At 44.3% G+C, this 17136-nt stretch carries 10 protein-coding genes; 3 read left to right on the plus strand and 7 right to left on the minus strand.

Translation table 11 applies throughout. The annotated features are described in order from the left end of the window. Positions 1 to 7 precede the first annotated feature (7 nt). The 6 genes from F6K63_RS22510 to F6K63_RS22535 form a co-directional block, all read right to left on the minus strand. Positions 8 to 2758, minus strand: a complete 2751-nt coding sequence (locus F6K63_RS22510) for a peptidase domain-containing ABC transporter (protein ID WP_287313171.1) — start codon at positions 2756 to 2758, stop codon at positions 8 to 10. A gap of 4 nt (positions 2759 to 2762) precedes the next feature. Then, positions 2763 to 3356, minus strand: a complete 594-nt coding sequence (locus F6K63_RS22515) for a helix-turn-helix domain-containing protein (protein WP_287313162.1) — start codon at positions 3354 to 3356, stop codon at positions 2763 to 2765. Between the two features lie 1658 nt (positions 3357 to 5014). Beyond that, positions 5015 to 6409: a hypothetical protein gene (locus F6K63_RS22520; protein WP_287313163.1), complete on the minus strand. Its 1395-nt coding sequence runs from the start codon at positions 6407 to 6409 to the stop codon at positions 5015 to 5017. A gap of 230 nt (positions 6410 to 6639) precedes the next feature. Further along, entirely contained in the window at positions 6640 to 8439 is a 1800-nt protein-coding gene (locus tag F6K63_RS22525; protein ID WP_287313164.1) for an adenylate/guanylate cyclase domain-containing protein, read from the minus strand. A 580-nt stretch (positions 8440 to 9019) separates the two neighbouring features. Next, positions 9020 to 9802: an HAD family hydrolase gene (locus F6K63_RS22530; protein ID WP_008178737.1), complete on the minus strand. Its 783-nt coding sequence runs from the start codon at positions 9800 to 9802 to the stop codon at positions 9020 to 9022. 1644 nt (positions 9803 to 11446) lie between these two features. Continuing rightward, positions 11447 to 11653, minus strand: a complete 207-nt coding sequence (locus F6K63_RS22535; RefSeq protein ID WP_008178736.1) for a hypothetical protein — start codon at positions 11651 to 11653, stop codon at positions 11447 to 11449. 343 nt (positions 11654 to 11996) lie between these two features. Between F6K63_RS22535 and F6K63_RS22540 the strand changes: the two genes are divergently transcribed. Beyond that, the gene (locus F6K63_RS22540; protein WP_287313165.1) at positions 11997 to 12368 is read left to right on the plus strand and encodes a hypothetical protein; all 372 of its coding nucleotides are present in this window, start codon (positions 11997 to 11999) and stop codon (positions 12366 to 12368) included. A 333-nt stretch (positions 12369 to 12701) separates the two neighbouring features. Here F6K63_RS22540 and F6K63_RS22545 read toward each other — a convergent pair whose 3' ends face one another. Then, positions 12702 to 13481 (minus strand): hypothetical protein, encoded by a 780-nt coding sequence (locus F6K63_RS22545; RefSeq protein WP_008178731.1) that lies wholly within the window; start codon positions 13479 to 13481, stop codon positions 12702 to 12704. Positions 13482 to 14577: 1096 nt separating this feature from the next. On the opposite strand from F6K63_RS22545, the gene F6K63_RS22550 reads away from it, so the two are divergent. Both F6K63_RS22550 and F6K63_RS22555 read left to right on the plus strand, forming a co-directional pair. Continuing rightward, positions 14578 to 16686: a cellulase family glycosylhydrolase gene (locus tag F6K63_RS22550; RefSeq protein ID WP_502708338.1), complete on the plus strand. Its 2109-nt coding sequence runs from the start codon at positions 14578 to 14580 to the stop codon at positions 16684 to 16686. Positions 16687 to 16919: 233 nt separating this feature from the next. Next, positions 16920 to 17102, plus strand: a complete 183-nt coding sequence (locus tag F6K63_RS22555) for a hypothetical protein (protein WP_131827007.1) — start codon at positions 16920 to 16922, stop codon at positions 17100 to 17102. Positions 17103 to 17136: the final 34 nt, after the last annotated feature.

The raw sequence follows: 17136 nt of genomic DNA on the forward strand, positions 1-17136 counted from the left end.
CCCTCCGCTATAGCTGCTGCTGATTGAGATAGAAATAATGTCCTTGCTTTGCCATTAAGTCTTCGTGAGTACCGCTTTCAATCAAGACCCCTCTATCCAGGACTAAAATCAGGTCAGCTTTCCGTACCGTAGAAAGACGGTGAGCAATAACTAGGGTGGTGCGGTTTTTGAGAATGGTATTGAGATTGGTCTGAATAATCCGCTCGGATTCCGCATCCAGGTGGGAGGTGGCTTCATCGAAAATTAATAGGCGGGGATTTCCCAAGAGGGCGCGAGCAATGGCTAAACGCTGTCGCTGTCCCCCAGACAACATCCCTCCTCCCTCCCCAATCTCGGTTTCATAGCCCATGGGCAGTTTTCGGATAAATTCATCGGCACCGGCCAGTTTTGCTGCTGTGATAATTTCGTCTAAGCTAGCTGAGGGATAAGCCAGACCGATGTTTTCTCTAATTGTCCCTCCAAACAGAAACGTATCTTGATCTACCACACCAATTTGCTGGCGCAAGGATCCTAACGAAAGACTGGTGATATCTTGCCCATCAATCAACACCTTCCCATCTGAAGGAAGATACAGCCCCAACATCAACTTAGAAATCGTGCTTTTCCCGGAACCACTGCGCCCCACTAGGGCTACCATTTGCCCTGGTTTTACCTCAAAACTAAGATTTTCCAGAACATTGCTCTCACTTTCTGGGTGATAGCGGAAGGTGACCTGATCAAAGCGAATGTGACCGCGCAACTCAGGTAATGATTGCCGTGCCTGATGGTGCAAATCTTCTTCTGGTTGGTAATCCAGCACATCATTGATGCGCTCCATGGCAATCACCACTTCCTGAAATTCATTCCACAGTACCGTGATCCGCTTGAAAGGGGTGATCACTTGACCCAGCAACATATTAAAAGCGACCAATTGCCCAATGGTAAGCTGATTTTGAATCACCAACCATGCCCCAAACCAAAGCAGTGCGGTAGTGGCTAACCCCTCGATGGTATTGCTGAAAATCTGGAGTCGATTGCTAATAACCTGCCCAGAAAAGTTAGTTTTAACTTCTTTATTTAATAACTCTTCCCAATGCCAGCGTACGGTTTGCTCAACTGCTGTAGACTTGACAGTGCGGACACCAGAAAGGACTTCAATCAGATAACTACTTTCTTTTGCGATCGCATGAAATACTTCCCGAGAAATTCGTTTTAAAAAGGGTGTAGAAATCAACGCCAGCAGGAAAAAGGGTGGCACAATTACTAAGATTAGCAGCGCCATCTTCCAACTGTACCAAAACATCAAACCCACATAGATAAAAACTGTTAGTAAATCTAGCAGGATAGATAACGCTTCACCGGTGAGAAACCGCTCAATTTTACGATTTTCCTGAATCCGGGAGGTAATATCACCCACAAAACGAGACTCAAAGAAACCCAAAGGTAATCGCAAGGTATGGCTGATAAATCCGACAATCAGTGCTAGGTCTACCTTATTCGCGGTGTGGTCAAGCAAATATTGCCGCAACCCGGTAATCGCAACCCGAAACATAGTAAACATCAGCAATCCTAACCCCACAGCAGTTAGGGTGAGGGTGCTCCGTTGCACCACCACTCGGTCTAAAATTATCTGGGTAAATATCGGTGTAATCAGACCAAAGATCTGGATCATCAGGGAAGCAAAAAACACCTCCAGCAACACGACACTGTGAGGCTTGACCAACTCAAAAAATTGCCAGAAGGAGGTCTTACTTTCTTTGGTATCCTTCAGGATTGCTGTGGGTTCCAGTAGCAGTGCATAACCAGTCCAATCTGCTTTGAATTCCTGGTGGCTCAGAGTTTTCTGACCAAGACCAGGGTCAGCAATTACCACATGCTTGTTGGTAATTTCATAAACAACAATAAAGTGTTTTCCTTCCCAGTGAACAATAGCAGGTAGCTGTTGTTTTGCCAGTTGATCCAAACTAGCTTTCACCGGTCGAGTGGAAAAGCCAATACTTTCCGCAGCCGCTGATAGTCCCCGCAATGAAGCGCCATTACGGTCGGCATTGGAGATATCTCGCAAGCGATTAACACTGAATCGTTTCCCCCAATAACGACCGATCATCACCAGACAGGCAGCACCACAGTCAGAACCACTCTGTTGGGCAAAAAACGGATAGCGCCGGATCACTCGCTGCCACAAATGACCAACTTTTTGAGTAGGGCTAGGAAAGTAAGCTTTGCTAATGGTTTCCCTGGGCTTTTCGTCTCCTGAGGTGGGGATATCTTTCTTCTCCCCCACTCCCCATACTTCCCCCACTCTCCCTTTCTCCCCCTCTCCCAAAGCACTCTCTGACGGCATCAGCAGGGAATTTTGCCCTTGGGCCTGACGATAAAAATGCTCGCGGATTTGGGGATGTTTGCTAATCAGGGGAAATAACAGTTCCGGAGTTAGATAACAGAGCTTGGTTTTGAGGGAGGCTCTGGCTGAGTAGGACTCAAAAGACTCTTCTGGAAAGAAAGTACACTCCCCAAAAGAGGCTCCGGCTTTTAGGTTAGTAATTAACTCCCCCGCGCTATTAATCAGTCTGACCTTTCCAGAAATCACAATATAGACCCCAGCCTCGGCCTCTGTTGACTGCCAAAATTGACCAACCGTTGGCTCGCGATATTTTATTTGTTTGAGACAGCGTGATACCTCTAATTCTGAAAGACCATGCCCTAGAGTATGGGCGAGTTGCTGAGGAGAAATCAGTTGATTAGATGTAGGATTAGATCTAGATATATGTCGAACCATAATCTCATGCCATGTTGCTGGGATTGAATAGCCAAAAACCATTGGACTCGGAGCCATTAGCGGATTTCAGGTCAGAAATTAAGATGCTGTGACCATCCTTTTCCCGTCCGCTAGCTGATTTAACCTTTGTCCGTTTTGGTATCGTCGATAATCCCATCTCCTTGAGCAATCGTTGCAGGTGGCGATTGCTCAGTTCAATCCCGAATTCTTTTGCCAGATGTTTGTTTAACCAATTCACTGTCCAACGGCGAAAGGAATAACCATAATCCCGGGGACTCTGGTTAATCAGTTCTTTCAAACGGTCTAAATACTTCTCATTGACTGCCTTCGGGCGACCAATGGGACAATCCTGCCATTGGTGAGCCATCCCACTACGAGCAATATGCATCCAATGTCTTACTGTTGCGGCACAACACCCTAAGGTGTGACAAATTTCCGTTTGAGATTTGCCCTGATCTGCCAATAACATAATTTGAATCCGCTGACGGTAGGACTCATGTAAATCCTCTTCTAGACTTTTTTGGAGTAGTTTGCTTTGGAATGGTGTTAAATAATGACTTTTAAGAATTTTGGCTTCTTTACCTTGCTCGTTGTTCATATCAATCGGTTTTCTATGTACAACAGCCCTAAATTGGGCAGTTTTAACATTCATTGAATGTAAGCTATCAGCCGTCAGCTATCAGCTTATGTGCTACGCACACGCTACGCGAACAGCGGTCAGTAATCAGCTATCAGGTATCAGCCTATGGGATAGGTCCCAGCGTTGAAGCCTGTGCCACGCTACTTGAGGTGCTATCAGCTCAAGGCTGACGGCTGACGGCTGACGGCTGACTGCTTAGTAATGAGCTATTTATAAACCCTATATAAACCCCAATAATTAATCGAGCACAATCAACTTACACTTCCAAGACAGATAATTTGAACCTTGATGTAAGTAATTAGGAGTTCAATAATAGTTGAATCAAATCTTGGTATTGATGGCTGAAGTATCTCCCACAAAAGATTATATAATTAGTCGGATTAAAATCAAAATTTACCATTAATAAATCCTGAAATATTGTCCATATTTGCTCCACACATATGGAATAATAATTGACAAAAATTAACAGAATATTAAAAAGGTTTATCCGAGTAATTATCACTAAAACAATGGTTATATAAAGGTGATCGCTTTCACGAAAAATTAACTAAAACTTTAACTCTATAAAGCTTTGATAAAAAAAACTTTTATCAGATAAAATTCCATAGTTTATTCCTTTATCCACAATGGATGTAATCTGTAATTATCAGGGGATTGGAATTAGCCACTAGCCGGGACCTTAGCACCGATGAAGTGAGCATCACTGAAGGCTGACAAGGCTGCTTGTCACACCTGAATGCTATAGCTAGTTTTTTGATTGGAGTGGAAGCCTGAGTTAATGCAGTTCCCTGGGTAAGACTTTAAAGGTGAGTGTCATACTTCACCATTTGCCACATGAGCTGAGTGTCTTGGTCCGCAAACCATGACGATGGCTGCAAGCTGCTACATGTATAAGCTTGAGTTGGTAGTAACGGCTTCTTTGTCTATTATTCTTAATCACACCCAATGCTGACAGTACCCAAAAGGGTACTGTTTCACTGCACTTTCTGTGTTAAGGCAATATGCACAATATGCATTGATAGCAGTTCTCCATTGAAAACTGCTATCAACCACAACTAGGATTACATTAAAAATCTGAAGGGGGCTTGGGGAGAACTGGTTGAGGAAATTTTGCTTTTGCGATCGCATAACCTAAGCATTCAGTGCTTATGCGATCGCATAACCTAAGCATTCAGTGCTTTTGCGATCGCATAACCTAAGCATTCAGTGCTTTTGCGATCGCATAACCTAAGCATTCAGTGCTTTTGCGATCGCATAATATCAAGTCCGGTTGAATACCCATAATAAAAGTGTATCGAAGGCAGAGGGCAGAAGGCAGAAGGCAGAAGTAAAGGAGTAAGGTTTCAAAGGTAATGGTTTTTGATAACTAATTATCCGGACATGATATAACCTAAGCATTCAGCGAATGCGCTACGCGCACGCTACGCGAACAGCTAGCAGGCGCTTTAACTGCACGGGGTCGGATCAGTAAAACGAGCAGGGATTTTCAACCAGCCCCGTACCAGCACCCCCCAGGTTGTTTACTACCGACCGTTGATTAGCATTAGGCATTAGGCATGATAGCTGACAGCTGACGGCTGAATGCTTGCTGCGTCACCTTTGTCGCCCACAGGAGCTCAATCTGCTAAATTAATTTGCCACAAACCATACCAATTCCTGACTGCCAACCATACTGTAGACAGCAATCCCGCCAGGCTCAAAGTCAAACCAGTGTAAGGAACCAGTAACCCAAACACAGGTAGTATCGCTCCAGCAATCGTACATACCACTGCTGCGGAAGAAGTATAACGGGTTTTCCCTAACCCCCAAACAAGTACCAGCAACACCAAAGAAATACCAGTCCAAGCCAACTGAGCATTCATCACTCGGCTCAGATAAGTCAGAGTGAGCAGACAAGCAAAGAAAATTCCCCCAGCAATCATCAGATTCCTTAAGTGCAGTGGTACAGATAAATACAGCAGAAGCAACCACCACAGAAACAAGCCAGGGGCTAACAACAGCAGACGAGGAATCACTCCTGTATTCCTGACTGGATCAGTAGCTGTGAATACTCCAAAGGGGTTGAGCACTGAAACATTATCCTCAAATCTCCAGGTAAACACTGTACTTTTCCCCTCGACCTTAGTTTCAGTCGGAGCAATCCCACTAGCGAAGTCAGCTTTAGGAAAATTTGCCTGTACCGTCAGGCGGAAGTTAGACACCAATTCTTTACCAGCTGTGTAAATCCACCGTGGTCCCCCTTGAGCTTGGTAGGTAACACGGAAACTGGTGGATTGACCCGGTTCTAGACGCAATGGAAAACTGTAGTTACCCGGATTGGTGGGGTTTAATCGCTCACCCTCCCGTTCTACCCGGAAATCTTGCAACAGGGAGTAGCTGTAAGGTTCTCTCACCTCAAAAAATAGCTCCTCTGCTTCTGCAAGGGAGTTGGTGACTTTGTAGTCAGCAGCAAAGTCAATGCGGTAGTTATTACGACGGTCTTGGAGATTAGGAATTTGGTCAATCTTGACCTCAATATCAGAGCTACTCAGGGCTAGCCAGCGGTTCACTTGGCGAGTATCCTCGATCTGAACAGGTTTCCCTTTGACTGTAGTGGTGTAAGTATAAGGTTCCTCGATCACATAGCGAACCTGGGGTGCTGCTTGTTCTAAGCGTAATCCAGCTACGCTTTGTGCCACTTGAACTACCCGATCCTGTTCCCAATGATGGTAGCGATTGGCTAAAGTTGAACACAGAAAGAAACCTGATACTAAGATTGCCACAATCACCACCCCGTGTTGGCATCCCCGCAGTAGGGCAGAATAGCGCACCACCCACTCTCCCACAAAAATTGCTTGCTCTGGCTCGGCACGGCGCAAGGCAATGCTCAGCAGCGCAATCACAATTCCTAAAGCAAGTATGAATAGCGCCAGCACTCCCAATACAGTGAGTAATTTGCTGCCAAACTCAATTAACTCATTAGGATGGGTGAGATCAGGTAAGTTTGGGATACCTCGGGGACTGTAAAACATAACCAGTCGTGTGTGACAATCGTTGTAATTTTCTAGTACAAAGACGGTTAACTTTCATCAGGAGTTTCTTGCAAAAACCCTACTAACTATAGGGTTTCCTAGTATGGGTGAGGTATATCTAAATTTTATTCCCTGTCTTGATGCAGTTCTTGACCTTACCAAAAATCCCTATATACGACGCTTGCCTCTTGCCTCTTGCCTCTTGCCTCTTGCCTTTCCCTAGCTGACGGCTAACTACTGATACCTAACGCCTTATATTCACTTCTATCATTTATCGAATTGTAGAGAGCATCAAGCATTTTATTTACCTCTGGAGGTTGGGATGTAAAACGGATATAAAACCCTTTATTTTCTGGTTCAATTGACGTCACTTTAGCATAGATATTATCACTATATTCTGCTTGGTATTGATTTAATATATTCAGGCTTATATTACTTAGCTCTACCGGGAAATTATCTCTTATTATCTCATAGGAACGCACTTTCGCTCCCTTAGCTGAAAGCTGAACTAAACTTCCAAGAAAAAGATTTTTACCGATATGCTTTTCTTCCAAAATTTTGTAGGTGAGTGGTATGGCTTTAGGAAGGAAAAAAAATTCTTCATCTTCTTTAGGTAGAAAGAGATTGTAGTCATCACCAATACCCACAACTTGATAGATAGTAATTGGCTGTTTAACCCCTTTTGGTTGTACCTGTTTGTGCCCGTGAGTAATCACGATTGACTTAACCTGTTCAAAGGTAGATTGTGAAATAAGAATTTGACCACCTATGGTATAGGATTCAATGCGATAGGTTAAGTTGACTTGGCTACCAACTACACTGTAATCGGTGCGTTTTTCCGAGCCAATATTGCCCACCACAACATCACCTGTGTTGATACCAATACCCATTTCTAGAGGTGGATAGCCCCACTTATTCATGGTTTCGTTAACAGGAACCATTGCCAATTGCATCGCCACAGCACAAGCCACTGCCCGTTTTGTATCGTCTTCTCTCGCCGTAGGAGCACCAAACAAAACCAAAATTCCATCACCCATGAACTTATCAATGGTTCCTTGGTATTTAGTAATCACCTCTGACATATGTTTCAGATAGAGATTGAGAATTTTAACCACTTCTTCCGGAAGCAATCGTTCTGATAGCGCTGTAAATCCTCTTAAATCAGAGGTTAGTATAGTCAGAGTTTTGCGCTGACCCCCCAGTTTCAATTCTTCGGGTTTTTCCAGTAACTTATCTACCACTTCCTGACTGAGGTAACGCCCAAAAATCTGACTAATGATTTGATTCCTTTTTTCTAAATCTTGGTTAGCTTCAGCCAAATCAGCCGTGCGTTCCCTAACCCGCCTTGTTAATTCCTTTGCTGTTTGACGCAATCTACCGATAACCAGCATTAGCCCTGAGAGTGCCAACACAGATAGTCCTCCTAAGGTGATAAATGTACTCCTCAGACTCATTTGTGTGTGTACCACAAATTTGTCTAGAGGCTGAATGATTTCCAAAACACCTCTGACATCTCCTACTTTCCAATCCATCTTGGGACTATCCGGATGGCTGTTATGACAAGCAATGCAGCTATGCTGCATAATGATGGCTTCTGCATATCGAAATGAAGAACGACCTTGGATCTGCTCTTGGCGAAAAAATGACTGAGTGGGATATTTTCTCAAGAATCTGAGTGCATCCCATTCAAAATCATCTTTCGGACCCCCTTCACCTTGTCGATTGGGAAAGGGATAGTCACTGTAAAGCCTGATTAAAGCTCCCGTATCATTGGCACTGATGTGCGAACCCAGTTCTATCACATAGGTAGCTGGATTAGGAATTCCCCCTTTTTTGGTAGTGTAGTTATGGGTAACGGTAATTCCATCAACAGTTTTAGCACGACTAACGACCTCAGTACTGTAGAGGTTACGTGCCTCATTAATAAGTTGAGCGGATAAGGCTGAATACTCTAGTGCGTGGGATTCAATTAGATCCATTGACAGACGAGACATACTTGAGAGGGCAATTCCCACTCCCAGGCAAAACATGATCGTTAGAACCAGGATTATTCTCTGAAAAATTTGGTTTAGTAACCAGTTCCAGAATTTAAAAATTAGGTGTCGCATCCCATAGAAACCCTAACCGAAAAGCGTTTTATTCAAAATCCCTTTCACCCCTGGTTGAGAAGACAATCTCAGAGGTGATAGTTATAGAGTTCTCTGAAATGCTGCCAAAACCTAAATTTCGCTTCCAGAAGGACTAATACCGTAAGCATTCAGCCGTGAGCTTTTAGCTCACGCTACGCGAACAGCTAGCTGTCAGGCGTCAGCTTTGTGGCACAGGCCACAAGCGCTGTAACATAACTCAAATTAAATGAATGCTTAAGTCTTTTATTTAAAAGACTTAACTCACATTAAAAGAATGCTTACCTCTTTTATTCAAAGGTGCGCTTTCCGCATCTAATTATTAAATGCCCCACGGGTCGCACCTAAAAGCACCGATTGCGCTACTTGAGGTGCTGCGCGAACAGTAGCACCATCTGTAGCGCATTAGCTGATAGCTGATAGCTGATAGCTGATAGCTGATAGCTGATAGCTGATAGCTGATAGCTTACCTAATACCTAATAGTTAATCGAGCCAATTTGAAAAATCCTGGGAAAATTGCTCAAGAGACAACAACTGAATTCTCGGGTCATGACCAGCAGATTCTTGCTCAGCTTTGGTGTTGTAGCCCCAATCAGCTAGATACAGTTTCACCGGTTTGAGGTCTGGCTGCTGTTGCACAGATTGAAGGGTCTTGAGCCGATCTTCCACAAACCATAGTGTTACGGCTTCCCCTGGAAAAGTTTCAATTAATTGTCGTAGGGTTTGATGTTTGGGTCGTTTGGACTCCTTGCCAATAATCCTCTCTTGTGGTAAGTTAATACCTTGTTGCTGCAATAGCTGCTTGATGAAGCGTCCTTCTTTAGTAGAAACAATATATAGCTGTGTGGTATTTGTAGAAAGTATTTGATCCAACCGCTCAATCACACCAGGATAAAATTGGTGTAGACTCAACCAAGCATCTAAATCGGTGGTAATCCATTTATCCCGAATAGTGTCTAACTGCTTAGCTATATCGGTTCTGTCTAAGGTCTCGGAATTAACGATAGACTGGGCAACTGCTGACCAATCCTGCAAAATCTTCTCTTCTGAAATACCGAGAATCAGCGCGTGAATCAATATTGGCATTTCCCAGCCGGTTTCGATCACAGGTCGTAAGCGGTAGAAGCTAGCTGCTAAATTCTCGGGTGGTGTTTGACTAGCGGGTTTCCAAATTTGACAGTATGTACGCCACGCGGTCTGAAAATACTCTAATAGTCCGTTACACAGAACACCGTCAAAGTCGAGAGCCAGAATTGTGGGTACCATTTCACTTAATTAATACTTATGAATACTACAAATTACTATACTCAAGATTAAGGGAAAAAAGTCAAAGATTTTACCTTTACATTTTCCCCTTAATCTTTCCCATTATGCAATATAGCAATCCGATCTGATTCGTGAAAGAAATGGGCTGCTTTAAGGCAGAAGGCAGAAGGCAGCTATGCTGAAGGGACCGGAGTTGGAACTAGTTTTTAAGAAGTCCAGTGATTTTACAAATGATTTAGGATTGCTATAATAGATAGCAAGGTTTTAGTGAATTGGTATAATTTTATAGCACCCTATCAAGTGATATAGCAATCCGATCTGATTCGTGAAAGAAATGGGCTGCTTTAAGGCAGAAGGCAGAAGGCAGCTATGCAGAAGGGACAGGAGTTGGAGCTAGTTTTTAAGAAGTCCAGTGATTTTAGAAATGATTTAGGATTGCTATAGTCTCTATGCAACTCCAGCAAATTTAAGAAGATCGACAATACCAAATATGCCTGGATGTGAAGCCAGTGTTGGTCTCCAATCCTGGTCTTGATTTAGATATAGCAATTATCATAGCTATGAGGTACACAATTTCGGGATTTTAGGGAACAGCAGATCACCGGAACAGCGGATCTGGGAAGAAAAAAGAGGGAATAGGGAATAGGGAATAGGGAATAGGGAATAGGGATGCGCTGCATCAAGAGGTGCGACCCGTGGCGAATTTAATAATTAGATGCGGAAAGCGCACCTAACAGGGAATCAGCTTCCCAGAAGACTGTACCTCATAACTGTGAGAAACGCTATAAGACATACGGTTTAATCCGTAGTGCTCTCGAAACTGCTTGTCCTGATGCTAGACTAAAGGTCAGATGCCGCAACAGGTTTCGCTGAGCTCGATAAGAGGGGGAAGGAAAAAGCCTGCCAAACCTACCATCGTAGAATCTGGATCTTGGGGAACATCTCTTAGATAGAGTCGGCCATGTCTGGTCATTGCGTTTCTTGTGTGTTGTTTACTCGTATTTTGAGTATGGAAAACGCCACCAGCTTTGGACAGTACCCGTGTGGGTACCTTTTTTGAAAAGGCAAACGTCATGTATGCAAAAGTCCCTCTTTGGTCAGAGTTTCAGAATTTGATCTTGGTGAGGGACTGCTGGCTTGGGAAATATGCGTTCCCGTAGCGTGGCCTACGGCCAATCGCATTACTGACTAAATTACTCAATTACTATAGCGCTATATATAAGTGAGGAGCTCTCAAGGTATATAGCGTTTTCATTTCACCTGAAAATGCTATACTTGTTAATCCAAACCACTATTCCTCCTCAAGGAACCATAAAAACTAATAGGAGTCACCACCTAATCCAGGGTTTTTGAGATCAAGTTTTTCGATCAGCCCTTGTCCTGTGCCCATCGGGTGCATCTCATATTTGTAAAAAAGAAGGGAAGTGTGGGAAGTGTGGGGCCCGGGCGCGGGAAGTGTGGGAATTTTCGCGCGAATTTTTGCCTAATTGTAAAAGCGATGCAGCGAGGTAGCGCGGTCTTGGGGGAAACCCCCGGAGATGAAACCTGATTACGTTGAGCCAATGAGCGTCGGCAGGTTATGGGTATTTGGTTTAAGTTATGTGAATAAGGCTCAACTGTCTTACGGTAACTTCAAACCACTCGCTATTGCATCAAGACAGTGAGATGCACCCTGGCCATCACAATAAGGATAAAGGTAAAGGGAAATTTTTCGGGTTCATCCCAGGTTACTGTCACTCTAAATCTTGACTCTTGGTCAGAGCAATAACTGAAAAAACTCGCTTCCTCGTAAGTTATTCCCGCCTCACTGGTGTGGGGATATAAGTCAAGATAAATTGGCCATAAATTCAATTAGTCGTTAACTAAAGTATAACTTAAAAAAACTAATTGCAAACTATGGATTTTTTTAAAATTTAAGCGTTATAACATTGCATAACTGACTAAATACTACCAATCCATGTTCTTTTTAGAGAATCAACTACGACAGCTACAGCTACATAAATTTAGCGTTTATATCACCAGACCTATTACCTTGGGATACCAATGGGAATAAGTTATTATCCCACGGGATAAATTCTCAAGAGCAAACCCTAAGAGGATTTGTTCGTTGTAGACTACAACGAATTTTAGCGAATCCATTTTTCATCAATTACCATAAAGAAAATAAGAGCTATAATAAACTTAGAGGTACAAAATGAATACTTGGGTAAAGTCAGAAGCTGCGTACCTAGAAAATCATCGCCCTTGGTACGAGGGACCTCATGGAACTTGCAATCTCCTCAAACCCACTCTCATCCACATGGGAGACGATAAGCCACTTCATTTGATGTTCCCTGTCCATTGGACTGAAGCTATAGATGCCTTACCTCAAGCTAAAACAATGGCAGGGCAACTCAATGGGTTCTTAGTACTACTGCTTTATGGACAGGCATCTGACCAAGAAATTCAATCCTTGGTACTAGAATTAGCAGAATCCCAAGTTCTCCCCCTATGGCTAGGTTGGCAAAATAGGAAAAGGTTCGACCGCATTGTAGCAATGCTTTCCAATCATTCTGAGCTTAATTGATGTCAGTGCATATGATGTCAGTGCATAGTCAGGGTGCATTCAAGCAATTCAGCATTGATCTTGACAGTGCTTGCATACTTTGTGACGATAATTCTTTAAGAATCAGACCTTGAATTATTGAAGCAATAGAATTATTGAAGCAATCCACATCAACATTATGAACAGACTAGAAACACTCCAGCTGAGGTGATTAGGGCTTTTATTAAAACATTACGTCGTAAGATTCCGGTTTGACTAGTAAGAAAAGATAATGACTAACCCTTGATATGACTTAACTATCAATATCTAGGAATTAGCCATTACCAAGTTTTTTTGGTAGCTATCTGATCACGACTACTCGAGTGAAGTTTTGGGTGACCGTCTTTCCATAGCCTTTTTTACAGTGACCATCTGAGACATCAGATGCTGAATTTTAGTGTAGAGTTGGTCAAACTCATCACGATTAAGGGAAGTTGGGTTAATCTGTGGCTCCTGAGCAGCATTGGGTGGAGCATAGGCTAGAAATGATTGAACCGATGGAAACCTAGCCGTAGCTGCTCGCACGTCCAAGTCGGGTTTAGTGGGGGGTTTAGTGGATGGTTCATGGTCCACTGCTTGAGTGTTAATGATTACTGGTTCAGTTACCGACCCAGTTTCGGGAATCGGATGGTAGGTTTTGGGCAAGGGTTCAGAACTGACTTGCTCAAGATTGGTAATTGGCTGGTAGTTGTCGTTCAAAGATACTGAAGTGTCTTTATCTGAGGTAAACTCCCTGAGTCCAGAAGCATCTAACCTAGAGTCTGAGAGCTGAAGTGTCTCTAACAATTCCTCCTTTTTCTTGAGATTTTCCTCAAGACCGGATAACTGTGCCTCTATATCAGACCGGTTGCGGTCAGCGGAGCGCCATCCAGTGATCGCCACCGTAGCAGTTCCTAGAGTCACACTTAGTAGCGCTGCTAAGCCCAAGTAAGGTGGAGCTACGTCCATTAGTTTACCATCAAACACTGGCTCCTCTTGCACTTGGATATTCAAAGGTTCAGAGCCAAACCAAGCCAGTGGTATGGTTAGGACTGCAAACAGTGCAGCTGAAAATACGATCGGTTTCAGGACAAATTGTTTAATCGGAGATGTCATAATCAGTAGTTTCCTTGGATAGTTGCCGCATAAGCCATTTAACCTGAGCCGTGCAAAACTCTGCCAAGTTTTGATCAAATTGTCAAGAGTTTAGTCTTTGGCTCACTACTTATCAGTGGTCAGCGGCAGAAGTTTTTTGTAGCTACACCCCTTAATACTTTCGCTTTTCTTTAAGTTAATCCGTAGTGAGCCCATGTTTCATAAAACTTTCATGAAACGGTTCACTAACTTGATGAATTTTATATGAATAACTAGTAAAGCTATATAAACCCGGTCTAGATTGAAACTTGCAGTTCCTAGTGATCACCTGAAAGCTTTACAATTCAGGGGCTATGTAGCTCACAATACTCCCTGAAAAAGGGACGGTTTTCAACGTGGATGTGGGGGAAACTAAAAAGGGTTATGGAGCTAAAACCCATGTTCAATAAGTATTTGACTGTATGCCCCCCCAAAAGTTGTTGAGTTTTTTTAATACCTGCCCTGACTTAGTCTTTGGAATCTGTCAAAATACTTTGTGAAGGTTGTGTAACCCCCACCAGAAATTCCTATAGGTGCGCTTTCCAATGGGCGAGTAAATCGCCCTTGGGTCGCACCTGCTGATTTCGACTCTAGGCTTTACCCATCAAGCATTACAGGATTTTTAATCAGGGGCATTTTCTGGTTTCGGTTTTGACGAGATACACTGACATTAGGGCTAGTTTTGGGTATTGATATTAAGGGATTGTCTATCGTCACCTACCCATTGCCCTATATATAGTTGCTTAATTTAGTTTGTCGAGTTAGCCAGGGTGAAGGAAGCTCAATCTCAAGTTCTTAGGTGCGCTTGACCTTGGCGAATTAAATTTGCCACGGGTCGCACCTCTAGTTGTGACTAACTCTACCTCTTCTCTTGTAGAAACCGATGTCTAGATTTTTCCGGCACATATCCCGAGTTGCCCGCATCCTATCAACTATCCTGCTGACAATCATCAGCCATTTCGGGCAGCCTCGACGGCGCAAGCCTGGGCATAGTAGGCTTCCTAAGTACCAGCGAACCAAATTTACACTTCCTTGGCGAATCATTGGTCTTGGCTTAGCGTTAGTCTTTTTATCCCTGATGGAATTAACCTTGCCTTCTCACCATCCTGTTGATGCAGCCAATGCAGCAAGAACCATGCAGCTACCTCTTTCTACCCAAGGATCACAACTACTTGATTCCCTAGGTCGCCCGATATTACTCAGAGGGGTGAACTGGTTTGGGATTGAGACAGAGTTGCATGCTCCTCATGGGTTGTGGAAACGAGACTACAAGGATATGTTGGCGCAGATCAAAAGCTTGGGCTACAACATGATTCGGCTGCCGTTTTCTATCCAATCCCTAAGAGCCTCAGAGGTCAGTGGGATTGATTTCAACATCGGTAACAATCGGGAGCTTTACGGTAAATCGCCCTTGGAGGTCATGGATGCCATTATCAAGGAAGCCCAGCAGCAAGGCATATTAATTTTGTTGGACTGTCACCGACTCAATGACCAACGTATTCCTCCATTATGGTATGGGGATGGGTTTACGGAAACTGATTGGATAGAAACCTGGAAAATGCTGGCAACTCGTTACCGCAATCAGCCTAATGTCATTGGTGCAGACCTGAAAAATGAACCCCATGGTCGAGCCAGCTGGGGAACAAACGATCTAGCCACTGACTGGCGACTGGCAGCACAGAGGGCTGGTAATGCCATTCTTGCGGTCAACCCCAATTGGCTGATAGTTGTTGAAGGTGTGGAAAAGAATGTTCCACGTCAACGACTAGCAACCCATTGGCATGGGGGTAATCTGGAAGGGGTTAGGGAATATCCAGTACGTTTGTCTAATGCCAATAAGCTGGTCTATTCCCCCCATGAATACGGCCCTGGAGTTTTCAATCACCCTTGGTTTTCAGAACCGAGTTTCCCTAACAATTTGGAATACCGCTGGGAAATTGCTTGGAACTATATCGCTAGAGAAGGCATTGCGCCGATTTTGATCGGAGAATTCGGTGGTAAGGAGGTAGACCCTAACTCAAAAGAGGGACTCTGGAAGCGGCGGCTGGTAGATTACATTAATCGAAACAATCTAAGTTTTGCCTACTGGAGTTGGAATCCCAATAGTGGGGATACTGGCGGGATCCTGCAAGATGATTGGCAGAGTGTGGAGGGTCCTAAACAACAACTGCTTCAGGGACTGCTAATTGCCAACAATTTCGCCCCGAACGTGGGAGTTGCTCCGATTATCCCGTCAATTTCCATACGGCGACCAAGTTTCCCACCAGGCAGAACCAAACCAATGCCCACGCCATTGCCAAATTCCCAACCCAGCTCAATCGGGCAAATGCCTACACCAACACCAAGTGGGCAACCATCCAGGAGGGTTGCACCACTACCTCCACCCCTCTCTAATCCCACACCCAGGAGGGTTGCACCACTACCTCCATCCCTATCCAATCCCACACCCAGGAGCGTGGCACCACTACCCCCACCTAACCTGCGTAACAACCCTGGTGTAATCGCACCGTTACCGGCACCTAACCTGCGTACTAACCCTGGTGTAATCGCACCGTTACCGGCACCTAACCTGCGTACTAACCCTGGTGTAATCGCACCGTTACCGGCACCTTTACCTGCACCATCACCAACTGTCACACCAAGGCAAGTTACACCCCTTCCCCTACCGTCACCCCTTGCTAATCCAGGTTTAAAGGAGCCACTACCTTTACCATCCCCCAGTGCCAAACCCAGCGGCATGGCACCCTTACCTTCACCGCCACCGGATACCAACCAAGGTTTAAGGGAGCCAATGCCAACACCCGAACCTAGCCCTAATCTCCCTAACCCTAATCTCTCTACAAGGTCACAGACTCGAAACCGTGTCCCTTTAAAAGTGGTACCTAACCTGCATTCAGATTGGCAAGAAGGATTTTGCATCGGTATACAGGTTATCAATGAGGGCAGTACTAAGGTTGAAGACTGGGAATTAACATTCCAAATGAATCAAGCTGCAATTAACAATAGTTGGAATGGTAATTTCCAACCCCGTAACATGGAAAACTCTCAATCCTCTAAAGACTATGTGGTCACCCCGCTGGATTGGGGACGATTGATCGAACCTGGTCAAAGCCGTCATTTAGGATTCTGTGCCAACAAGCTGGGGTCTGACTACAAACCCAAGCAAATGTTGGCATCAGGGCATTGAACTTCCCCAACCGTCTTGGATGGGGATTCCCAGGCACAACCAAATAGATTGTTATCTCCTAGGGCGTAACTTTCCCCCGCACCGGGGGTAGCTGAGTAAGGTCAATTCCCAGTTTTTTAAGACCTTTATCTTTTATCTTAACACTATTTGAAAGGGAAAATTCATCCCCAAACTATTAGTCAAGGGGTATTCTTTTCCCTCTCAAACTCTCCCTTTTGATAAATAAAAGTTGAATGGGATTGGCCTACGGCCACCCTACGCGAACGCATCGCCCTGGCAGGATTTACCCAATCGCATTTCTGACATCTCCCCTGATTGAGATGCCATTGGCCTACGGCGACGCTACGCGAACGCCGAAGCACTGGGACTACTCCCACAATCACCCAGAGAGCTTTAGGGTTGTTGTTACCCCGTGAGGTTTAAACCGTCAACCTTGGCCAATAGGCCACG

This window comes from Moorena sp. SIO1G6 (assembly GCF_010672795.1).
Lineage (GTDB): Bacteria > Cyanobacteriota > Cyanobacteriia > Cyanobacteriales > Coleofasciculaceae > Moorena > Moorena producens.

Bases quoted from the DNA above. Each gene is read 5' to 3' on its own strand.
- F6K63_RS22510 (WP_287313171.1), bottom strand. From the start codon at position 2,758: ATGGTTCGACATATATCTAGATCTAATCCTACATCTAATCAACTGATT.
- F6K63_RS22515 (WP_287313162.1), bottom strand. From the start codon at position 3,356: ATGAACAACGAGCAAGGTAAAGAAGCCAAAATTCTTAAAAGTCATTAT.
- F6K63_RS22520 (WP_287313163.1), bottom strand. From the start codon at position 6,409: ATGTTTTACAGTCCCCGAGGTATCCCAAACTTACCTGATCTCACCCAT.
- F6K63_RS22525 (WP_287313164.1), bottom strand. From the start codon at position 8,439: ATGTTTTGCCTGGGAGTGGGAATTGCCCTCTCAAGTATGTCTCGTCTG.
- F6K63_RS22530 (WP_008178737.1), bottom strand. From the start codon at position 9,802: ATGGTACCCACAATTCTGGCTCTCGACTTTGACGGTGTTCTGTGTAAC.
- F6K63_RS22540 (WP_287313165.1), top strand. From the start codon at position 11,997: ATGAATACTTGGGTAAAGTCAGAAGCTGCGTACCTAGAAAATCATCGC.
- F6K63_RS22545 (WP_008178731.1), bottom strand. From the start codon at position 13,481: ATGACATCTCCGATTAAACAATTTGTCCTGAAACCGATCGTATTTTCA.
- F6K63_RS22550 (WP_502708338.1), top strand. From the start codon at position 14,578: ATGGAATTAACCTTGCCTTCTCACCATCCTGTTGATGCAGCCAATGCA.
- F6K63_RS22555 (WP_131827007.1), top strand. From the start codon at position 16,920: ATGGGATTGGCCTACGGCCACCCTACGCGAACGCATCGCCCTGGCAGG.